This is a genomic window from Vibrio kyushuensis (assembly GCF_050337325.1).
Taxonomy (GTDB): Bacteria; Pseudomonadota; Gammaproteobacteria; order Enterobacterales; family Vibrionaceae; genus Vibrio; species Vibrio kyushuensis.
In genome coordinates this window covers 1-16,962 of the sequence record NZ_JAKJSV010000011.1, presented here as the reverse complement: position 1 = coordinate 16,962, position 16,962 = coordinate 1, and the positions used below count along the sequence as shown (strand labels likewise).

22 protein-coding genes and 1 pseudogene are annotated in these 16,962 nt (G+C 40.4%); 5 read left to right on the top strand and 18 right to left on the bottom strand.

Annotated features, from left to right (window positions below; genetic code table 11):
- Nucleotides 1-121 precede the first annotated feature (121 nt).
- Nucleotides 122-1,369 (top strand): esterase/lipase family protein, encoded by a 1,248-nt coding sequence (locus tag L4D20_RS20510; RefSeq protein ID WP_428803451.1) that lies wholly within the window; start codon nucleotides 122-124, stop codon nucleotides 1,367-1,369.
- A 29-nt stretch (nucleotides 1,370-1,398) separates the two neighbouring features.
- Here the strand turns inward: L4D20_RS20510 and yjeH are convergent, their stop codons facing one another.
- Both yjeH and L4D20_RS20500 read right to left on the bottom strand, forming a co-directional pair.
- Nucleotides 1,399-2,658: an L-methionine/branched-chain amino acid transporter gene (gene yjeH, locus L4D20_RS20505; protein ID WP_428803450.1), complete on the bottom strand. Its 1,260-nt coding sequence runs from the start codon at nucleotides 2,656-2,658 to the stop codon at nucleotides 1,399-1,401.
- A gap of 194 nt (nucleotides 2,659-2,852) precedes the next feature.
- Nucleotides 2,853-3,512: a pyridoxamine 5'-phosphate oxidase family protein gene (locus tag L4D20_RS20500; RefSeq protein ID WP_428803449.1), complete on the bottom strand. Its 660-nt coding sequence runs from the start codon at nucleotides 3,510-3,512 to the stop codon at nucleotides 2,853-2,855.
- Between the two features lie 135 nt (nucleotides 3,513-3,647).
- On the opposite strand from L4D20_RS20500, the gene pdxR reads away from it, so the two are divergent.
- The 3 genes from pdxR (at nucleotide 3,648) to L4D20_RS20485 (ending at nucleotide 6,284) form a co-directional block, all read left to right on the top strand.
- On the top strand, nucleotides 3,648-5,075 hold the full coding sequence (gene pdxR, locus L4D20_RS20495) for a MocR-like pyridoxine biosynthesis transcription factor PdxR (RefSeq protein WP_428803448.1): 1,428 nt from the start codon (nucleotides 3,648-3,650) through the stop codon (nucleotides 5,073-5,075).
- A 119-nt stretch (nucleotides 5,076-5,194) separates the two neighbouring features.
- Nucleotides 5,195-5,662, top strand: coding sequence for an Lrp/AsnC family transcriptional regulator (locus tag L4D20_RS20490; RefSeq protein WP_428803447.1), 468 nt, complete (start codon nucleotides 5,195-5,197; stop codon nucleotides 5,660-5,662).
- 7 nt (nucleotides 5,663-5,669) lie between these two features.
- Entirely contained in the window at nucleotides 5,670-6,284 is a 615-nt protein-coding gene (locus L4D20_RS20485; RefSeq protein ID WP_428803446.1) for a LysE family translocator, read from the top strand.
- Between the two features lie 129 nt (nucleotides 6,285-6,413).
- Here the strand turns inward: L4D20_RS20485 and L4D20_RS20480 are convergent, their stop codons facing one another.
- The 6 genes and pseudogenes from L4D20_RS20480 to L4D20_RS20455 all read right to left on the bottom strand — a co-directional run bounded on the left by L4D20_RS20480 (nucleotide 6,414) and on the right by L4D20_RS20455 (nucleotide 9,205).
- Complete coding sequence (locus L4D20_RS20480) at nucleotides 6,414-6,833, bottom strand: GFA family protein (RefSeq protein WP_428803445.1); 420 nt, start codon at nucleotides 6,831-6,833, stop codon at nucleotides 6,414-6,416.
- 40 nt (nucleotides 6,834-6,873) lie between these two features.
- On the bottom strand, nucleotides 6,874-7,413 hold the full coding sequence (locus L4D20_RS20475) for a DUF924 family protein (RefSeq protein WP_428803444.1): 540 nt from the start codon (nucleotides 7,411-7,413) through the stop codon (nucleotides 6,874-6,876).
- Nucleotides 7,414-7,435: 22 nt separating this feature from the next.
- Complete coding sequence (locus tag L4D20_RS20470) at nucleotides 7,436-7,924, bottom strand: GNAT family N-acetyltransferase (protein WP_428803443.1); 489 nt, start codon at nucleotides 7,922-7,924, stop codon at nucleotides 7,436-7,438.
- A gap of 128 nt (nucleotides 7,925-8,052) precedes the next feature.
- Complete coding sequence (locus L4D20_RS20465; RefSeq protein ID WP_428803442.1) at nucleotides 8,053-8,445, bottom strand: NUDIX hydrolase; 393 nt, start codon at nucleotides 8,443-8,445, stop codon at nucleotides 8,053-8,055.
- A 23-nt stretch (nucleotides 8,446-8,468) separates the two neighbouring features.
- Nucleotides 8,469-8,720: pseudogene (locus L4D20_RS20460) on the bottom strand (GNAT family N-acetyltransferase); the annotation flags it as partial.
- A gap of 38 nt (nucleotides 8,721-8,758) precedes the next feature.
- The gene (locus L4D20_RS20455; RefSeq protein WP_428803441.1) at nucleotides 8,759-9,205 is read right to left on the bottom strand and encodes a GNAT family N-acetyltransferase; all 447 of its coding nucleotides are present in this window, start codon (nucleotides 9,203-9,205) and stop codon (nucleotides 8,759-8,761) included.
- A 272-nt stretch (nucleotides 9,206-9,477) separates the two neighbouring features.
- Here L4D20_RS20455 and L4D20_RS20450 point away from each other — a divergent pair, with 272 nt between their 5' ends.
- Complete coding sequence (locus tag L4D20_RS20450; RefSeq protein ID WP_428803549.1) at nucleotides 9,478-9,819, top strand: thiamine-binding protein; 342 nt, start codon at nucleotides 9,478-9,480, stop codon at nucleotides 9,817-9,819.
- Between the two features lie 410 nt (nucleotides 9,820-10,229).
- Here L4D20_RS20450 and L4D20_RS20445 read toward each other — a convergent pair whose 3' ends face one another.
- The 10 genes from L4D20_RS20445 to L4D20_RS20400 form a co-directional block, all read right to left on the bottom strand.
- Nucleotides 10,230-10,625 (bottom strand): GFA family protein, encoded by a 396-nt coding sequence (locus L4D20_RS20445; protein ID WP_428803440.1) that lies wholly within the window; start codon nucleotides 10,623-10,625, stop codon nucleotides 10,230-10,232.
- A 78-nt stretch (nucleotides 10,626-10,703) separates the two neighbouring features.
- Nucleotides 10,704-11,072 (bottom strand): VOC family protein, encoded by a 369-nt coding sequence (locus L4D20_RS20440; RefSeq protein WP_428803439.1) that lies wholly within the window; start codon nucleotides 11,070-11,072, stop codon nucleotides 10,704-10,706.
- A 52-nt stretch (nucleotides 11,073-11,124) separates the two neighbouring features.
- The gene (locus tag L4D20_RS20435) at nucleotides 11,125-11,751 is read right to left on the bottom strand and encodes a LysE family translocator (protein WP_428803438.1); all 627 of its coding nucleotides are present in this window, start codon (nucleotides 11,749-11,751) and stop codon (nucleotides 11,125-11,127) included.
- A gap of 137 nt (nucleotides 11,752-11,888) precedes the next feature.
- Nucleotides 11,889-12,236 carry a hypothetical protein gene (locus tag L4D20_RS20430; RefSeq protein ID WP_428803437.1) on the bottom strand — a complete coding sequence of 116 codons (348 nt, stop codon included), beginning with the start codon at nucleotides 12,234-12,236 and terminating at the stop codon, nucleotides 11,889-11,891.
- Nucleotides 12,237-12,353: 117 nt separating this feature from the next.
- Nucleotides 12,354-13,151, bottom strand: a complete 798-nt coding sequence (locus L4D20_RS20425; protein ID WP_428803436.1) for a class I SAM-dependent methyltransferase — start codon at nucleotides 13,149-13,151, stop codon at nucleotides 12,354-12,356.
- 443 nt (nucleotides 13,152-13,594) lie between these two features.
- Nucleotides 13,595-14,191, bottom strand: a complete 597-nt coding sequence (locus tag L4D20_RS20420; protein WP_428803435.1) for a GNAT family N-acetyltransferase — start codon at nucleotides 14,189-14,191, stop codon at nucleotides 13,595-13,597.
- 177 nt (nucleotides 14,192-14,368) lie between these two features.
- A complete protein-coding gene (locus L4D20_RS20415; RefSeq protein ID WP_428803434.1) occupies nucleotides 14,369-14,812 on the bottom strand; it encodes a hypothetical protein in 444 nt (147 codons plus the stop codon).
- A gap of 269 nt (nucleotides 14,813-15,081) precedes the next feature.
- Nucleotides 15,082-15,432: a DUF6404 family protein gene (locus tag L4D20_RS20410; RefSeq protein ID WP_428803433.1), complete on the bottom strand. Its 351-nt coding sequence runs from the start codon at nucleotides 15,430-15,432 to the stop codon at nucleotides 15,082-15,084.
- A 133-nt stretch (nucleotides 15,433-15,565) separates the two neighbouring features.
- Complete coding sequence (locus L4D20_RS20405) at nucleotides 15,566-16,039, bottom strand: DUF1203 domain-containing protein (protein WP_428803432.1); 474 nt, start codon at nucleotides 16,037-16,039, stop codon at nucleotides 15,566-15,568.
- Between the two features lie 184 nt (nucleotides 16,040-16,223).
- The gene (locus tag L4D20_RS20400; RefSeq protein WP_428803431.1) at nucleotides 16,224-16,718 is read right to left on the bottom strand and encodes a P-loop nucleotide/nucleoside kinase family protein; all 495 of its coding nucleotides are present in this window, start codon (nucleotides 16,716-16,718) and stop codon (nucleotides 16,224-16,226) included.
- Nucleotides 16,719-16,962 lie beyond the last annotated feature (244 nt).

The following is a 16,962-nucleotide window of genomic DNA, read 5'->3' as shown; positions in this document are numbered from 1 at the left end:
CATATGGCTATAGTGAGTAATGCTTGAACACTCATTGTTGGTTTTGACGTGCTTACGATGTTCAGTTGTTCAGTGGGGCAGATAGGTCAGATCCGACATTGATTAGGGGAAGGATATTCCATTGAAAGCGATATTAATACTACTGGTACTATTGATAAGTGGCTGTGGCCCGTTGGCGACACTCGAACGAGATATCAACGAAGTTAATAAGCAGTTTCAGGATATAACCTTTCAACTTCCTTCTGCCGATCGGTACGTCATTATTCAAATGGGCACCGAGAGTATCGAGGATATCATCAGTGTCGATATCCATGAGGGCAGCCTTAAAGTCGCTATACCTGCCATTGTTGCTCAAACAAGTGTTATTTATCTTTTTAAAGATGTCAGTCGAGATCTTATCTATCAACCGAGTGAAGAACTCTATCGTGTAGATATTAAAGATTTACTGGATAATAATTCGGTGATTAATGTTGACGAAAAACTCTCAACGACAAACTATGTTAAAGGCTTAGAGACAGCACCGCTACTCGATTATATCGAGCTTGAAGTGAATAGATCGAACATTGGTCGAATAGTTCCGCTGGATGATGAAATGTTCAGCGATGAGGCGAAATACCTCGGCATGTGGAACCCGTTGGAGTTTGTTGAACGTCGATACTCTGGCGTGATCTTTATGGAGCCTTATGACAAAAACAAAATCCCAGTTTTGTTTATTCATGGGATGGGCGCAAGCGGGAGTGATTTTGAATCAATTATTAACCGAATGGATAAAGAGCGCTATCAAGCTTGGGTAGTCAATTATCCAACTGCACTATCATTAACGCTCGTTGCACACTCACTCTCTGCGATGGTCACTATGATTGCTGAAGATTATCAACACACCCAGCCTATTCATATTGTGGCTCATAGTATGGGAGGGGTATTAACCCAGCACTACTTTAATATTTGTAGTGCTCAGCAGAGATGCGAGAACATTCTTTCCTTCACATCGATTTCATCACCATTTGCTGGCGTTAATTCTGCTCAGCTTGGGGTTGAGATGTCTCCTGTAGTGATGCCTTCATGGAAAGACATCGCGCCGAACAGTACCACCATCAAAAATCTATTTAACCAAGAACTCGCCTCAAATAAGCCGCCTCACTATCTGATGTTTGCTTATGACAATGGTCGGGTTTCTTCCAACCCAAGCGGTGATGGCACAATCACACTCTCAAGCCAGTTAACCCCTTTTGCTCAGCAGCAAGCTGAACAAATGTCTGGATATAATGAGAGTCATACTAGTGTGTTAACGAATCCGCAGTTGGTCAGTGATCTTTCTAAGTTCTGGCAGCAAGTTGAAGCCGGAAAATTTAAGGAAATCAATAAATAATCACGGCTTTATCTTTGTGTTTATAAGAGCTAGGTTGTTTGGCGTTTATTCCGTTTTATCCATCGACCCCATGGAAGGCTCAATAAAGTGAAAATAGATACTGCGTAGAGCATGGACCATCCAAGGCAGATGAAGACTAACGTACAGAGAACCAGTGAGACTAAAGCTAATCCTTTTTTAACACCGTTTAACAGCCTAAACGCGGCGAGCATTGCAAGTAGATAAACCAGTACAAAGATTCCATTGGCTAACTTTAAGAAGAATTCTAAGTTGAGCCCTGAAACTTCACCTCCCACGCAAGAAAGCAACAGTATTATACCAACGACGAGTGTGGCATTAGCGGGTACGCCTCTGGATGAAACTTTCGCAATTGCACCTTCCGGTTGATATTCTCTTGCTTGAGCCCAGACCATGCGAGCTAAGCTTTGAGTGTATAAATTGACGCTAGCAAAGCAGGCTGAAAACCCAAGTACACTGATCAGTAACGCAAACTTTGACCCAAACAGAAGATCACTAAGAAAAGGGATTGAAGCATATTCAAACTCAGCACTACCATACGCTGAAAACTTTAAGATCACGACGGAACATGCCCAGTACGTAGCGCCTGCAATAAAACAGCCGATGAGTATTGCAATGGGGAAGTCACGCTGAGGGTTCTTGAACTCCTCTCCCATATGAGCAAAGGCTTCGATGCCGACAAAGCACCAAAACATAACCCCAAGCGCAGCGGTGATCGGCCATAAAGAATCGATGGTTAACGGCGGCATTGCCATATCGGCGGTTGAAATATCACCCTGCCATAAAAATGCGCCAATAAGAGCAAAGATACTAAGAGCAATCACAGTTTGAAGTCGTCCCGATGACTTGCTGCCCATTAAGCTAACACTCACAAGCATAAATACAGTGAGTATCTGGGTAATTAGTGGGGTGTTGATAGGCGAGGGCATGATCTGTTGTAAAAAGCCAGCAGCAAGCGCAACGGCTGCGGGTACACCAACAGGAATAACGCTAACAAATAGCCATGCCACACTGCGTTCCAGTCGGCGACCAAAAGCTTTGCGAACAAAAAATGCGGTTCCGCCAGCACTAGGATACTGTTTTCCAAGTTCAGCAAACGTTAAGGCGATAGGGCAAATTGCGATAAAAAGTAGAAGCCATGCCCATAGAGACATTTCAGCGGCAATACCAGCGGCAATCGCAGGGATCATAAACAACCCCGTTCCCATAAGTGTGGTCGAGAGTTGACCTATACCTGATATTAACGTTATTTCCTGCTTTAATTGACTCATCAATTCGCTCCTTGAATGATTCAGATGATCAGCTTACTCGTTCTCAATTAGAAACACAGCTATCAATTTGTCGTAGTTATGCGTCAAAGTGACGGTTTACTCGGTTAGTTCACGTCACTTTGTGTTTACTTGAATAAACTAACTGCTGTCTCTGATAAATGGTGAATCAAATAAGCAATGACTAGTACTCTTAACTATTCTTTATGCCATCGATGACCATAAGCCTGTGAGTAATCGGGTGTGGGTATCGATGAATGTAAGTCTTCACTAGCTTCTAGCGGTCCTATAACCGTTCGATAAGGTAAAACTCCCGCCCATGCCTCAACATCCAGATCGGCCAAGTCGTCATTTACTCCCGAGTTGCTGATTTTTACTGACGCTTCGGTCAATGGAATGACTAAAAGGTCTGTGGCCGTTAGTTCCTTTTGGTTACTCAACCGTATATCAGAACATCGACTTGGAGCGATTTGCTCGACAAAGTGATTAAGTAGACGGTCTTTCTCTGCGTTGTCTTCAATCGCTTCAAACTGACCAAGAACGACAGCTGAACGATAATGCGCGCTATGATGAAAAGCAGACCGAGCAAGTACCCATCCATCAAACAACGTAAATGTCAGACAAGTCTGTTTCGCCTGTTTTAACTGTTTGATCAGGCGGCTATTTTTAGCACCGTGTATATAGACATTGTTGTCCACGCGCCATGCAAGCATAGGAATAACAATTGGCCCTGTACTATCTTCAATAGCAATGTGAGCAATGAGGCTTTCATCGATGATCTGATAAAGGTTTTTAACCTCAAAATCGGCTTTTCTCGCACTTTTTTTAATTTGGGTTCTTTGGCTTGTCGATAACATATCCCACTCCTTTGGCTCAATACTGCCTTAAACGGCAGCGTTTACTTGATAACTGAGAACTCAGTGATGGTTGCAATATAAAAGCAAACTGGTAGGTTAAATAGGGCCACTTTATAAATAAGAGTAGATCCAGTTATGCAGCCAATTGATATTGGTGACTTGCCATTTGACCGAGCTACCTCCTCACTGCAAAAGCAGTTGTTTTCGGCTATCCGAGAGAAGATCTCGGCTAACCTGTGGCCCAAGGGCGGGAAGCTTCCGTCGACTCGTAAACTCGCTAATGAATTGGCCATAAGCCGGAACACCGCAATAGCAGTGTACGAACAGTTGGTCTCTGAAGGGTATCTTGAGTCTAGAGTTGGATCGGGCTTTTATGTGGCGATTGAACTCCCTGATTATATTTTTGAAAAAAACGCACCAATATCAAATTCGAATATTTCCGGCTGTGACAGAGCACAGGTACAAGATCTGAATGGCAGCTTTGCTCCGGGCGTTCCTGATTTAACCCACTTCCCTATGAGCAAATGGAGTCGTCTATTACAACGACACGCTTCTCGCGTTAACTTATTGGGAAGCCAAGATCTTCAAGGTGATCCCGATTTACGCCAGGCCCTGTGTGACTATCTATCGAGCAGTCGCTCAGTCAGTTGTAGTGCCGATCAAATCATCATAACCTCAGGTGCACAGCAAGCGTTATCAATCGCATTAATGTCGACATTGGAGCCAAATGACAAAATATTAATGGAAACGCCAGGCTACGCCCAAATGCGTAAAGTCATCAGCTTGTTAAGGCTTGATCTCGAACCGGTCGATGTTGCACCTAAAGTGGGCTTAAATCTGGACCAAGTAAAAACAAGCCGTGCCAAATCGTTGTATGTGACACCCAGTAATCAATACCCCATGGGAACAACGATAAATCTAGAGCAGAGAATTGAGCTAGTGCGATGGGCTAAAGAGAACAACCGTTGGATTATTGAAGATGATTACGATAGTGAGTTTCAGTTCGCGCACCGGCCTAATCCAAGCCTGCAAGGATTATCGGCAAAGATAGGTGCAGACGCACGTGTTCTCTACATCGGTTCGTTAAGTAAAGTGATGTTTAATGGTTTAAGGCTAGGTTACTTGGTGGTACCGAAAGGATTGGTTGCTCGCTGTTTAGAAGTCAAAGACGCGTTAAGCGGTGATACTCCATCTCATGTACAAGCAGCGTTGGCTGATTTTATCGTTGAGGGCGATTTTTTACGCCATATTAGAAAAATGAGAAGACTCTACAAACAGAAATATGAACTAATGATAGATGCGATTGAACGTCATTTTTCAGACAAAGTTGAAGTGATCAGTCAAGCTGCAGGGCTTCATGTGACCATAAAGTGGGAAGCTGGGATTAGCGAGTTAGAGCTGTGCGAGAAGGCGATAGAAAAGGGTATTACTATTAGACCGCTTGCTATGTATGAGCACGAAACAGCAAACGACAGGCAATGGCAAAGTGCTGTTCTAGGTTTTGGAAATATTGATATAGAAGACATTGACCATCGAATTGCAACGCTTGCACAGCTGCTTTAAACATGGTTAATTGATAAATAACGATATTTATACCAATGAAATATTACGTTCTATCTGGCGATGTTGAGATACAAAAAGTGATTCTGATAGAAGGAAAGTTATGAGTAGTGGAGCTAAATGTGGATAAATTTGATCAGATTATTGTCGATATACTACGTCAAGATGCGCGTCGTTCGGTCAGTGATATTGCCAGAGAAGCTAACTTATCTCGCTCAGCTGTAACGGCCAGAATCAAGAAATTGGAAACGGACCAAATCATACTGGGATACCACGCACACCTTGCTGAGGACAGCCCGCAAGAGATCATTAAGGCTTACCTTGCTCTCAGGTTTGATATGACGAGTACCACGCAGCACTGTGAAAGCTACGCTAAGAAAATATACACCATTGATGGTGTTAAGTGGTGTCACGCTATCAGTGGCGAAACGGACATGATGCTATTTGTTGAAGTGGCAAGCATGGCTCGTTTAAACGAAATTCGTGATGAGCTGCAATCTTATCCAGAACTACGCCACTTAATTACTCATACGGTTCTTACTGAATTTTTTAATACTTCATCTCTGCATAACGCAACTCAAAATAAATAGGTTACTCATGACATTCACCATCTGGTTATCACTTCTTACTATCTGCTTATTGGGCGCAATGTCACCGGGTCCGAGTCTTGCCATGGTTGCTAAGCATAGTTTGGCTGGTGGTCGAGCTAATGGTTTGGCTACTGCCTGGGCACACGCCTTTGGTATCGGCATATATGCTTTTATCACGCTTATTGGTCTTGCTGTGGTATTACAGCAATCGCCTCTATTATTTAAAACCATTAGTTATGCTGGTGCTGCTTATCTTGCCTACTTAGGGGTAAATGCGCTGCAGTCTAAAGGTGGTGTAGCCGCTAAGTTGGAATCAGGTGAAACGACGAGTCTTTGGCAATCAGCGAAGGAAGGGTTCCTAATCTCACTGCTTAGCCCTAAGATCGCACTGTTTTTTATCGCACTATTCAGTCAGTTTGTGGCGGTAGGTAGTGATACTTTTAGCAAGGGCTTGATAGTCATGACTCCACTGGTTGTGGATGGCCTTTGGTATACGCTCATCACCTTTATGCTATCAAGCCCAATGCTGCTTGATAAAATTCGCTCAAAAGCGGTTTTGATTGATCGTTTGTCAGGTGTCGTATTAATTCTGTTAGCGCTTAGAGTTGTATTTACCGTCTAACGAGCTGAGTTCCAACTTACTTTTGAACATAGTGTGAAAATGAATGCCCACAGCGATCTGAGATCAGCAAGCTATTTGGGCATCTATTTAGTGGAAAATTTCTGCAGCGGTATTAAGGCTATCTACTCGTCAGCCCATTGAAGCAAAATAAGCTTCAATTTCCGCTTTTGTTAATTCCTTAGTTTCATTTGAAAAGCAGTAATGGCTTGGTCTTTGATCACTGAAATATTGCATACTCATCTCTAAGCCATCTATATCAGTAAATAGTCCTAGTGGCATGTTATAGCTGCCTACTTTGTTCAAGCGATAAAAAAGATGAGTGCCACAATTACCACAGAAACCACGTGTTGCCCAGGGTGACGAGGCGAACTCCTTCAAGTGTTCTGTGCCTTCAAAAGTCACATCTGTTCCGCACTGAACGGCAAATAGAGGGCCTCCGCCCCAAGCGCGACACGTATCACAATGGCACACGGTAAACTTAGGGTTAACCTCAGCGGCCTTTACTTTAATGCTGCCACACAGACAACTTGCTGTTTTTTTCTCTGGCATTGTATTTATCCTTAAATTCGCTTATCTGACTCGACTACCTTCAAAATGAAGAGTTTGGTTGAGTTAGAAACTCAATTTCTTCTTTGCTAGAGGTTCGGCCTAGGATGTTATTTCGATGCGGATATCGCCCAAACTTTGCGATTATATCTCGGTGCTTGATCTCGAATTCAAGATTAGCTTCAATACCGTTACTCTTGTAGAGTTCAACTGCAACATCATGAATCTTTAATGATTCACTGTGCATATAAGGCATGTAAAGAAAGCTTCTCTCTGTGGCGTTTAGATCGCTATCTTGCCCAAGTTTTACCGCTTCTTGTGCAAGTGCCAATGCCAAAGGATCAGATGCAAATGACTCAGGTGTATCTCGATACATATTTCTAGAGAATTGGTCTAAAACAATAATTTCAGCTAACCGACCTTTGGCTGACTCACGCCATTCAAAAAGCTCACACCCTATCGCACTAGAGTGCAGTTCAGAAAATCTACGTCTAATAAGCTCATCGACTTTATTATCTTTGATCCACCATTTCGATGGACCTAGTTCGTCAAACCAAAACGTTAAAACGTCACCGTATTTCATACTATCCATCCTTAGATATTAATTAAGCGTCTTGCTCTCTGGCTAGGTTCTTAGACATGTTAAACCCTGTAATAGTAAAGCCAACTTTCTCATACAGTTTAACTGCACGTTTATTGTGGTAAGCCACTCTGAGTTTGATTTGGTGAATTCCCACTGACTTTAATTGCTTTTCAAGCTCTTCCATCGCTTGTTTGCCGTAGCCAGAACTTCGGTACTCATCAGCGATATAAAAATCATAAATAAAGGTCGATTGTTCATCGTTATTGATGGAGTGCCATAAGTATCCAACCAACGTTGTTATACCTTTAATTTCAGCATCGATACATAATAAAGAGTGTTGGTTGCTTTCTAGCCCATTAGGGAAGCAGCGTTGTAAGTCCTTTTTCGCCTTTTCAATGGCGACAGGAATAGAGTGGCCATAGTTCTGGGAAATTTCATTGCTGTAGTCATCCACGAAATATTGGCAATATGCAGGGAACTCTTTCTGCTGCATTTTTCTCAGCTTTATCACATTCATTCTCATTATAGTCGTTACTACTATGAGCACGATAACGTTAATGGTATGTAAAATTCAATTGATATTAGTTTAAGTTAAGTCATTAGCTGATCTGAATGCACTCTGGAGCGATTAGTGTTTTGTTAAGAGGTGATGAACACGGTTAATTGCTTTCGGATAAAAGAAACATCAGCCTTGAAGAAGTCTTGAAGTGGAATGTCTTCTACTGGGAACCAATAGAAAACTTGTTGCCGCTCAGGGTCAATGGCAATCGGATTCGTATTTTCTGGAATGGAGAGTAGGGCATAGTGAATCTCTCCACCAAAGTCATTTTCAGCAACGTGTGACCCCAAAAGCTCACAGGCTTTGAGCCCCGTTTCTTCCCATAATTCGCGTATAGCGGCTTGTTTACCGGACTCTCCCTGATCGATGGCTCCACCGGGAAATTCATAGACCATACCTTTAGTCCGTCTAAATCGTTGTTGGATTAAGACTTTTCCATTTCTAATAACAATGGCCATTGCTAAGTTTTTCATCGAAAGCCTTTTGTGCCTATGTCTTATTCGTAAACTGGGCTGATGTTTCGAGCAATCATCAGAACCTCGTCCGCTGAATATAAGTTAGAGATGGTCGTCTCAACTTCAGCTCCTAGCGTATTTTTATACAATTTTTGAGCGTAATTATCGGCTCTTGTGGTGACCAACACATGCTTTAATATGGAGTTTTTACGAGCAAGCTGAACTTTAACGTGCGTTAGTGATTCGACAGTTAGTTTTTTACCAATCCCTTTACCTTGATAGTTTGGCATAACAACCTAAATGGGAACTTGTTTCTTAAGTATCGAATTATTTATGTGCGAACTAAAGACATTGGCACGAACCTAATACCATTAAACTCAGCTTCCTCGCTGGTAGCTGTAAAGCCATTTCGACTGTAAAATCCGACTGCATTAACCGACGAACGTAGGCTAATTTCATTGGCGTCTGTCTTGCTCAGCAAGTGATTTAACAAATCACTTCCTAATCCCGAACCCTGCAACGAGCTTGAAACAAATAAGTGGGTTAGATAATTTCCATCACGTAAAGCAGCAAAACCTAATAATTCCTCACCTGAAACAGCCTTAATAGAGAGAAACTTGTTATTATCCAATGTACTAGCTAAATCAGGTAGAACTCGTTCTTTATACTCTTGTTTTCCTTGGGTATTAAGAAATGGAAGTACATCCTTTTCTGATACCTCAGAAACAAGCATTGTAACTGCATCTAAATCGGTGGTTATGACTTTTTGAATTTCCATACCTTCTCCAAGCACATCAGACTCCAAGTTGAGCACACTCCGCGTTGGGAGTCCTAATTAGCGCTTTGTTATGTCACTTGACTTACAATAGCATCAACTTCTACTTCGATTAACCACTCTGGATTAATAAAGCGCTTCGACCAAAAATGCCAAGTGCCAGCTGCTGTATTGAATGGTTAGTTAGCCATTATTCTCAAGGGTAAAACTTGGCAGTAAAAAACAATGTTACTATTCGCTATCCGATACCAACAGAAACCGATGAGAGATTATTGATGTCAGCTCAAAAACCACTACTAAATGAAGTCATGCTCGCATTCCAAGTTATCCCTAGAGTAGAAGAAGGTAATAACTTTGAAGTAGTAGACAAAGCTATTGAGGCGGTAAAAGCCTCTGGTGTGCCTTTTCAAGTGAGCGCGATGGAAACAACAATGAAAGGCGAATTAAACCGACTACTCGAAGTAGTAAAAGATGCACAACAAGCTTGTTATGACGCAGGGGCTGTTGAGGTTATTACCAACATCAAGATCCATAGTAAAACTGAAGCGGCTACAGACACTTTTTGTACTTATGACAGAGGTGTTACCAAAGCCAATCATATGTTTGTAAACAACTAATATTTAGGCCGCCTCTGTATTTTTCAGCATGGCGGCCAATGCCCTTATTAGCAGGATAAGAATTATGGGTCAAAATGATTGCTGTTTTAGTCCTGTGAACAGATTGTTAGGTATACCTTTAACCGACCTTGCCACAAAATTGATACAAGAAAGAACTGAAAACCAAGAGATGAAAAGAGGTAGTGGTAGCATAGATAAAAAGTACGCTATATTAAGTTGGGAAATAATGTGACTCGTTCCAATCAACAAACCTAATATGGCAAGGTACTTAAAAGGTAATCTTTGATATTTTAAAGAATGCTTAGTTAAGACAGAAGAAATAACAAACCCACTACCACCTAATAAACCGAACAAAACCAATACCAAATAGCCAAGTGCATTAGATTTCTGTTGAACAATTTGTTAGAAAACTATCGGTCTGCTGGATGGTTAATCCCATCATTAGTAACAACGTCACCTAAATCAAAAGGGTTTACGTCTTGCAAGCACCCAATATTAAAACCGTATTCAGTTGGGTCTGAACGTCGTTGATGGTGGGTATAGATACCGCAATTAGAACAAAAATAGTGCTTAGCTTCGAGGGTGTTGAATTGATAGAGCTTAATGGACCCTTGGCCTTTGATTACACGAATTCCATCTAATTTAACCGACGCAACAATCGCACCTTTTCTACGACATATTGAGCAATCGCAACGTCTTGGTTTTTCAATGCCATTGGGCAGATGTAGCTCTAGTTCGACTGAACCACAATGACATTTCGCGATATGATGAGTTTTAATTATAGTGTTACCAATTTCCTTGAGCATATATATCCCCTAGTTTTATAACGCCAAATTAAGCAGCGTGAGTTAGCTGGAAACTATTGTTATTTATCTTGTGGCTTACTACATTGAAACAGCTTCTATCTTATTACCATCAAGATCTCGGACAAAGGCGGCATAATAGCATTCACCATACTCTGGGCGTAAGCCGGGCTTCCCTTCGCACTTAGCGCCAAACTCAATAGCGGTTGCGTAGAAGTTATCAACTGCCTCTTGATTAGGGGCATTAAAGGCTACGTGAGTTCCATTGCCATTCGACGCATAACCTTCAGATGGTAGACCAACCCAAAATTCAAAGTTAGAGCCATAGGCTGCCGCGACACCTTCAATTAGGTGAGTTCGATTAATAGATAGCGTTTTAAACACAGCATCGTAAAAATTCATTGCTGATACGATATCTTTAACTCCAACCGATACGTGATTCAAAATCATTAAAACTCCTTTTATTCATCAACACTCGAGGGGATTATAATGCATATTAGTTTTACTGTGCCTGCTTAGCTGACAATGCCCATACCCCAGCAGTAGAAAGTAACGAGCCACCGAAAATATTAAATATACGTTGAGTTTTTGGTGACGATAATACCTGCTGAGCTTTACCTGCGAATACAGCATACAGCGTTGCATTTAGGGCAGCTAAAGCTACAAATGTAATTGCAAGAATCCATAATTGGGATGTAACTTCTGCATTTGTATTTATAAATTGAGGTAAAAAAGCAACAAAGAAAACAATGCCTTTGGGGTTCAAAGCCGTAACTAAATAAGTGTTGATAAATAGCTTCCAACTTGAAGCCTTGTTTTCATTTTTACTGATATCCGCAGGTTTAACACCAGCCATTAGTAATTTAATACCTAAGAATATTAAATAAAGACCACCAATCCATTTTACTACTTGGAACCAAAAAGCCGATTCAGCTAATAAAACGCCTAAGCCAAGTAAAGATAGAGCAAGCGCTGTAGAGTCTCCAAGTGCAACGGCCAAAATTAGCGGGATCTTAGCTTTATAACCATGGGACATCGAATAGCTAATTACTGTCAGAATTGTCGGTCCTGGTATAAGCAATAATACAACTGATGCAGCGACAAATGTGAACCATAGTTCGATACTCATAAATACTCCGATGTAAAAATAATGCCGTGTTAATTAGTGAAAAAACGATGTCCATCGACCTAAATGTTACTATCCTAGGCACAGAGATTGAAAAAGACAAAAACGCCGAGCGTCTTGGCGTCCTGTTGAACAGTTTGTTATGCGCGTTTATCACGATTAAGCTCAGCTATAGTAGTACGTAACTTGTTTGATTTAAGCTCTGTAAGCAAAACAGTGACTAAAGACAATATTGACGCTGAGATAAGCGCGATGTTTATCCAGTTGTTACCTGTACTCTCATCGATACCCCATAAACCGCTAAATAATAATAAACAGGCTACTATCGATAGAGCCGAATCATTCGTTTTAACTTCGTATTCGTCAGCTGCTATGTCTTTGATAACCGAAATTGGATTTGAAAGCTCATCAAGCTTAACTGGAATTTTCTCATTTCTGACTTTGGTCTTGAAGCCAATGCTTTGTAATGAGTTCGCCAAATCTTCCATGATAAATAATCTCCATTTCCGCTTGTGTATAACGCTAAGCTAACCTGCACAGCACCTTGGCATATACTTTTTCAGAGCAAAAAATACCAAGCGTGAAGTCTCTGGTTTAGCGTCTTGTTAACTGGTTTTTCTTGCGACTAACAATCCGTGATTACTAGAACCTAATAAAGAAGGCTCATCGCAAGTCCTTAAATGGTAGTTTAGCCAAGTGTTATATTGCTCTGAAGTGAAGTTATTTACACCTGATGATATATAGCGACCGAATCCATCTGTAGAGACATGACGTAGTTTGGTGAAACTACTTTTATTGATTAGCTCTTCAATCTCTGGTGGTGTAGCAAAGTAACCAACGTTAAAGAAGCCATCAGCCAATTTACTTGGCACTAGGCCTGTTTCAAATAACGTACATAAAACTTCAGGTGTGACCAACTCTGGGGACTGTTGGGCAAACATGCCCGCGACAAAATAACGAGAAATATACGCCACAGCCAGAATGCCACCTTTCTTTAGTACACGGTTAGCTTCAGAAATAGCGAGTTCGCGTTCTTCTAGTGTTTTCAGGTGATATAGCGGACCAAGAATAACGCATACGTCTTGTGAGTTACTTTCAATAAAAGGAACAGAGCAAGCATTACCTTCATATATAGAAAGCGATAAACTCTGCTCTGTAGCTTTACTCTCTAAAATTTTCACTTGGTCAGGAGCAAGCTCAATCGCCGTAGCGTCACAGCCCATCTTTGCGAAGTTTAGAGAGTAGCGTCCAGTTGCTGCGCCTTGTTCAATGACCTTTGTTCCGGGAGAAAGATACTCGCTTAATACATGCATTGTAGTATCAAACTCCATTTGCGTAATGAATTGCCTCGTAAGGCGAGAATCTTCATCAACACCTGTATATTGCTCTATTAGTTCTTTCATTGATGCACCTTAAACGGCAACCAGTTAACGCCCAAATAAAGGGCAAATATCCGTTGGTTAAAATAAGTGACGCAGGAGAAAAAACTAACTGTTATTTGTCCTGATTTGTTTACTTGCAATGTGTACCTAGGCCCAAATTTTTAGTTTAGTTATCAGGTTTACCTGCTTGCTTTGAAAAGAAAACAAATGGGATCGCTAAAGGCCCTACAAGAAATGCAGCCAACACCCAGAATATTAATTTAGCTTTACGCTGTTTCGCTACGTAATAACATAAGAGCATACTAATTAGATTTACGATAAATAATATTTCCATCTACCTTCCTAGAATATCAATTGATTACCAGTGCTCAAATTTAGCACCAAATTATAAGTACACATAACGCTGTTTTAAGTGGTGAGCGATGTCTTTAACCCAACCTAAATCGTTGAACCTTAGCCACTTGTTAGGCAAGCTTTCTTAGGTCAAGCTTCATTGTTGTTGAACCAGAAAAACCTACTAGCCACTTTAAATATGGAAAGCTCTCTATTTTTACTGCAGTAAAGCCTTTTGACTCATATAGCTTTTTGGCTCGTGGATTGCTGTCAATGACATCTAGCCTTACAGACTCGAAGCCACTCGTTTTCGCATATTTAATGATTTTATCTAGCAATAAAGACCCGATTCCTTGCCCTCTACACTCATTAATTACTGCAATACCATCCATCACGAGTTCCCCCTTTTCCGGTTCACGCTCAAAGAGACTGAATACTGCACATGCCCAAAGCCCACGAAAAATCCCAAGACTTTTGACTAACCCTTTAACACCAATACCACCAGTTAGAGAGCCTGCAATAACATTGAAGCCGGATAAGCCAACAATGCTGCCATCACGATAAGCCACAAATGAATATTCGGGCTGAAAACTCTTAGAAAGCACTAAAATACGGTTTGTTTTATCAGGAATGGCTCGGCAAAATTTCGAACCAAACGCCTCTTCGTACAGTTCTGCAATTAAAGTCGAATTTGCTACATCCCAACCTTTTTCAATATAGATAGCCATTTAATAGCCTCAATCTCCCTAACGCCTGCATAACATGTTTACTACTATACAATCATACTTGAAACTGAAGCCTTAAAAACGAGAAACACCCGGCAAACTGAGATTACCGAGTGTAGTAAAAGGTGCTGATGCATTTGTTATGCTGCAACTGAAAACGTTTATATAATTGACAAGGTACTATTGGTCTAGAGAATTTGTAATATCATAAACCCTACGATTAGATTCTATGGCATAAACTCTTCCACCAAGAGCTTTACATTCTAAGTCATTTTTACCTTTCCAGTTTACACCTGTTCCGTACATTACAGGTCTAATAATTCGCCAAGGCCAAAATCCAAAGCGTTGACCACCTTGGAAATTAACAACTGTATTTGAACCTGCTCTATCTGCATTATTAAGTAATTTTGGCATAACACGACTCACAGAACCATAAGTTCCTCTAGCTGCTTTTAAAGGTTTAAGATATTGATATTCGATATTTGGACTACTATCAAAAACACATTTGGTTCTCATGTTTTTAGCGTAATTTGCTGATACAAAATTCCCTTCCTGCAATGTGCTTAATTCAGCTGAACAGCCTGAGAGTAAAATACAACCTATAATAACTACAACCTTTTTCATAACACTCGTTCATTTATTTTATAAAGCTTTGTAAATTATCACTTAAGGATACGTTTAATCAGCTCCAAGCGTATTCTACTACTATAAATACATTATTATATGAAATGGGTTCAGCTTCCATTCAGCTTAGTCGCTATAACACCTTGTTAACTAGTAAAAAACAACGCCACCAAATCTAATCTGACCACCATAACCATAAAATCTGACCATTACAAAAATACCAAGCGTTTTGGAATCCAGTTGAACCATTTGTTAGGTTTTCTATATGTTTATGCTAGATCTTTCCAGCTTGATAAGCCTAGCTGTTTTCTACGTACCAGATAAAAAACAGACATAATCAACCCGAAAAGTAAGCCGCCACACACGCCTTCTAAGATTAATTGCGTTAAAGGCTTATTGAGCCTTTGGGTGTTTATAAACCAATTCAAAACACTAAATAATAGACCGAAGACAATGCTGGAAAAACTAAAGTTGATCATGAAATTTTGATAATAGGGTGGTGGGAATTTTAAACCACAGAATCTAAGTAATTTAGCGATTGGAGGATTAAAATTGGATTTCCATACACCTTTATCCTCAAGCTGCTTATGTGCAGCTTGTAATTGAGATTCATATGACATTTGAGTTTCCTTACTCATGATATGAAGATAATGAAATAAAACCTAACGCCTTATTAAGTGGATATAAAATAGTTGGCTAGAATTAGCGAGGAACGAGTGAAAGCTAATGTTTTTTGTCCGGTTGATCCACTTGTTAGGCTCGGTGAACACTACAATTAAAGCAACCTGGATTTGCATTGTGAATATGAATGTATTCAACATCCTTATTCTGAAATTGCCTATCAATTGCGGATTCTAACTCTTTTCCTTGTACTACTTCAGCTCCGATCATTAGCTTTTCTGAATCGTAAGCTCTTACTGAAAGTAATCTATGTCTTAGCATTTTGGGTACTTCATCAATATTTAACTTAGCCGTTTGAGCTTTTTCACGGACAAATATGGGTCCAGATGCCCTGTAAGGTGAATCGACATTATGGTGAAAGAAAGATAACGCTAGTACTCTCTCACCTATTTTTGCATCTAAGAGCGAAACACGACACGGGTATCCCGGCTCTGCATCTACAGTGACCCAGGCGGCACCTAGTAACTTTAACTCTTTTTTATTTTTGAACATGAGTTCATGAAAGTTATCTTCAGTTAGTGCTTTTATCAAAAATTTAATTGTCATTTATTAAACCTGTTTACTTTAAATAAAGAGTTTGATTATAAACACCCATTTATTTAATACTGGCCATATTCGGACATGACACTTAAATTATTTTAGAGCCTAAACGCCTTGCTAAGCGGTAAGTGATGGTTGGCTATAATCGCGAAAAGATGGCCAATTTTCATTTTTCCGTTTAAGCAATTTGTTATGCATTAATTGTACGACCACCTTTGAGTTCATCTTCATCAGGAACCTCAAATCTTGGTTCCATAAAGTTAAACATTATATCAGTCACTTCAAAAGCGTATACAGCCGGTTCCTTTTCTATATTTCGTTTTTCGACACGCTGTTTACGAGTATCTGTCGAAGCGTTCAAATAATGTATTTCTGGAGCTAGACCAAGCTCTCTACTACGATTGGAAAAAAGATCTCTTTGCTCTTTAGTAGTGAAACCAAGATCTAATATCACGTTTCCATTAATCGCCAAAATTTGCTCACTAACCTGCCAAATTTGTTCTGAGCACCTATTCACTCTTTCCATCATCCAATCAAAATCTAGACTGGTCATATCTTTTGAAAATAGTGTTTGCATCCATGGATCTATAGAGAACTTTATTGCCTCTATTTCTTTAGCAAGTGATAATGAGTAAGTTGTTTTGCCAACTCCTGTTGGGCCACAAACCAAAATTAATCTTGCCATATAATTTACAACCTCTGAATAATGTATAACGCCGCATTAAGTGGTGAGCAACACAGACCACTGAACCTAAAGCATTGTGCCGTAAAGACTAAAGTTGAAGCAAACCAAAAATGCCGAGCGTTGGGAATCCGTCTTAAATGCTTTGTTATGTGTGGGCTGACTGATACACGTTATTTTCTATTGAAGCCCCTGCAAACTTAAACGTTAGAAGCCCTATTCGACTTAACCCCAGATGCTCAGCTCA

Bases quoted from the DNA above. Each gene is read 5' to 3' on its own strand.
- yjeH (WP_428803450.1), bottom strand. From the start codon at position 2,658: ATGAGTCAATTAAAGCAGGAAATAACGTTAATATCAGGTATAGGTCAA.
- L4D20_RS20500 (WP_428803449.1), bottom strand. From the start codon at position 3,512: ATGTTATCGACAAGCCAAAGAACCCAAATTAAAAAAAGTGCGAGAAAA.
- pdxR (WP_428803448.1), top strand. From the start codon at position 3,648: ATGCAGCCAATTGATATTGGTGACTTGCCATTTGACCGAGCTACCTCC.
- L4D20_RS20485 (WP_428803446.1), top strand. From the start codon at position 5,670: ATGACATTCACCATCTGGTTATCACTTCTTACTATCTGCTTATTGGGC.
- L4D20_RS20480 (WP_428803445.1), bottom strand. From the start codon at position 6,833: ATGCCAGAGAAAAAAACAGCAAGTTGTCTGTGTGGCAGCATTAAAGTA.
- L4D20_RS20475 (WP_428803444.1), bottom strand. From the start codon at position 7,413: ATGAAATACGGTGACGTTTTAACGTTTTGGTTTGACGAACTAGGTCCA.
- L4D20_RS20465 (WP_428803442.1), bottom strand. From the start codon at position 8,445: ATGAAAAACTTAGCAATGGCCATTGTTATTAGAAATGGAAAAGTCTTA.
- L4D20_RS20455 (WP_428803441.1), bottom strand. From the start codon at position 9,205: ATGGAAATTCAAAAAGTCATAACCACCGATTTAGATGCAGTTACAATG.
- L4D20_RS20450 (WP_428803549.1), top strand. From the start codon at position 9,478: ATGTCAGCTCAAAAACCACTACTAAATGAAGTCATGCTCGCATTCCAA.
- L4D20_RS20445 (WP_428803440.1), bottom strand. From the start codon at position 10,625: ATGCTCAAGGAAATTGGTAACACTATAATTAAAACTCATCATATCGCG.
- L4D20_RS20440 (WP_428803439.1), bottom strand. From the start codon at position 11,072: ATGATTTTGAATCACGTATCGGTTGGAGTTAAAGATATCGTATCAGCA.
- L4D20_RS20435 (WP_428803438.1), bottom strand. From the start codon at position 11,751: ATGAGTATCGAACTATGGTTCACATTTGTCGCTGCATCAGTTGTATTA.
- L4D20_RS20430 (WP_428803437.1), bottom strand. From the start codon at position 12,236: ATGGAAGATTTGGCGAACTCATTACAAAGCATTGGCTTCAAGACCAAA.
- L4D20_RS20425 (WP_428803436.1), bottom strand. From the start codon at position 13,151: ATGAAAGAACTAATAGAGCAATATACAGGTGTTGATGAAGATTCTCGC.
- L4D20_RS20420 (WP_428803435.1), bottom strand. From the start codon at position 14,191: ATGGCTATCTATATTGAAAAAGGTTGGGATGTAGCAAATTCGACTTTA.
- L4D20_RS20415 (WP_428803434.1), bottom strand. From the start codon at position 14,812: ATGAAAAAGGTTGTAGTTATTATAGGTTGTATTTTACTCTCAGGCTGT.
- L4D20_RS20410 (WP_428803433.1), bottom strand. From the start codon at position 15,432: ATGTCATATGAATCTCAATTACAAGCTGCACATAAGCAGCTTGAGGAT.
- L4D20_RS20405 (WP_428803432.1), bottom strand. From the start codon at position 16,039: ATGACAATTAAATTTTTGATAAAAGCACTAACTGAAGATAACTTTCAT.
- L4D20_RS20400 (WP_428803431.1), bottom strand. From the start codon at position 16,718: ATGGCAAGATTAATTTTGGTTTGTGGCCCAACAGGAGTTGGCAAAACA.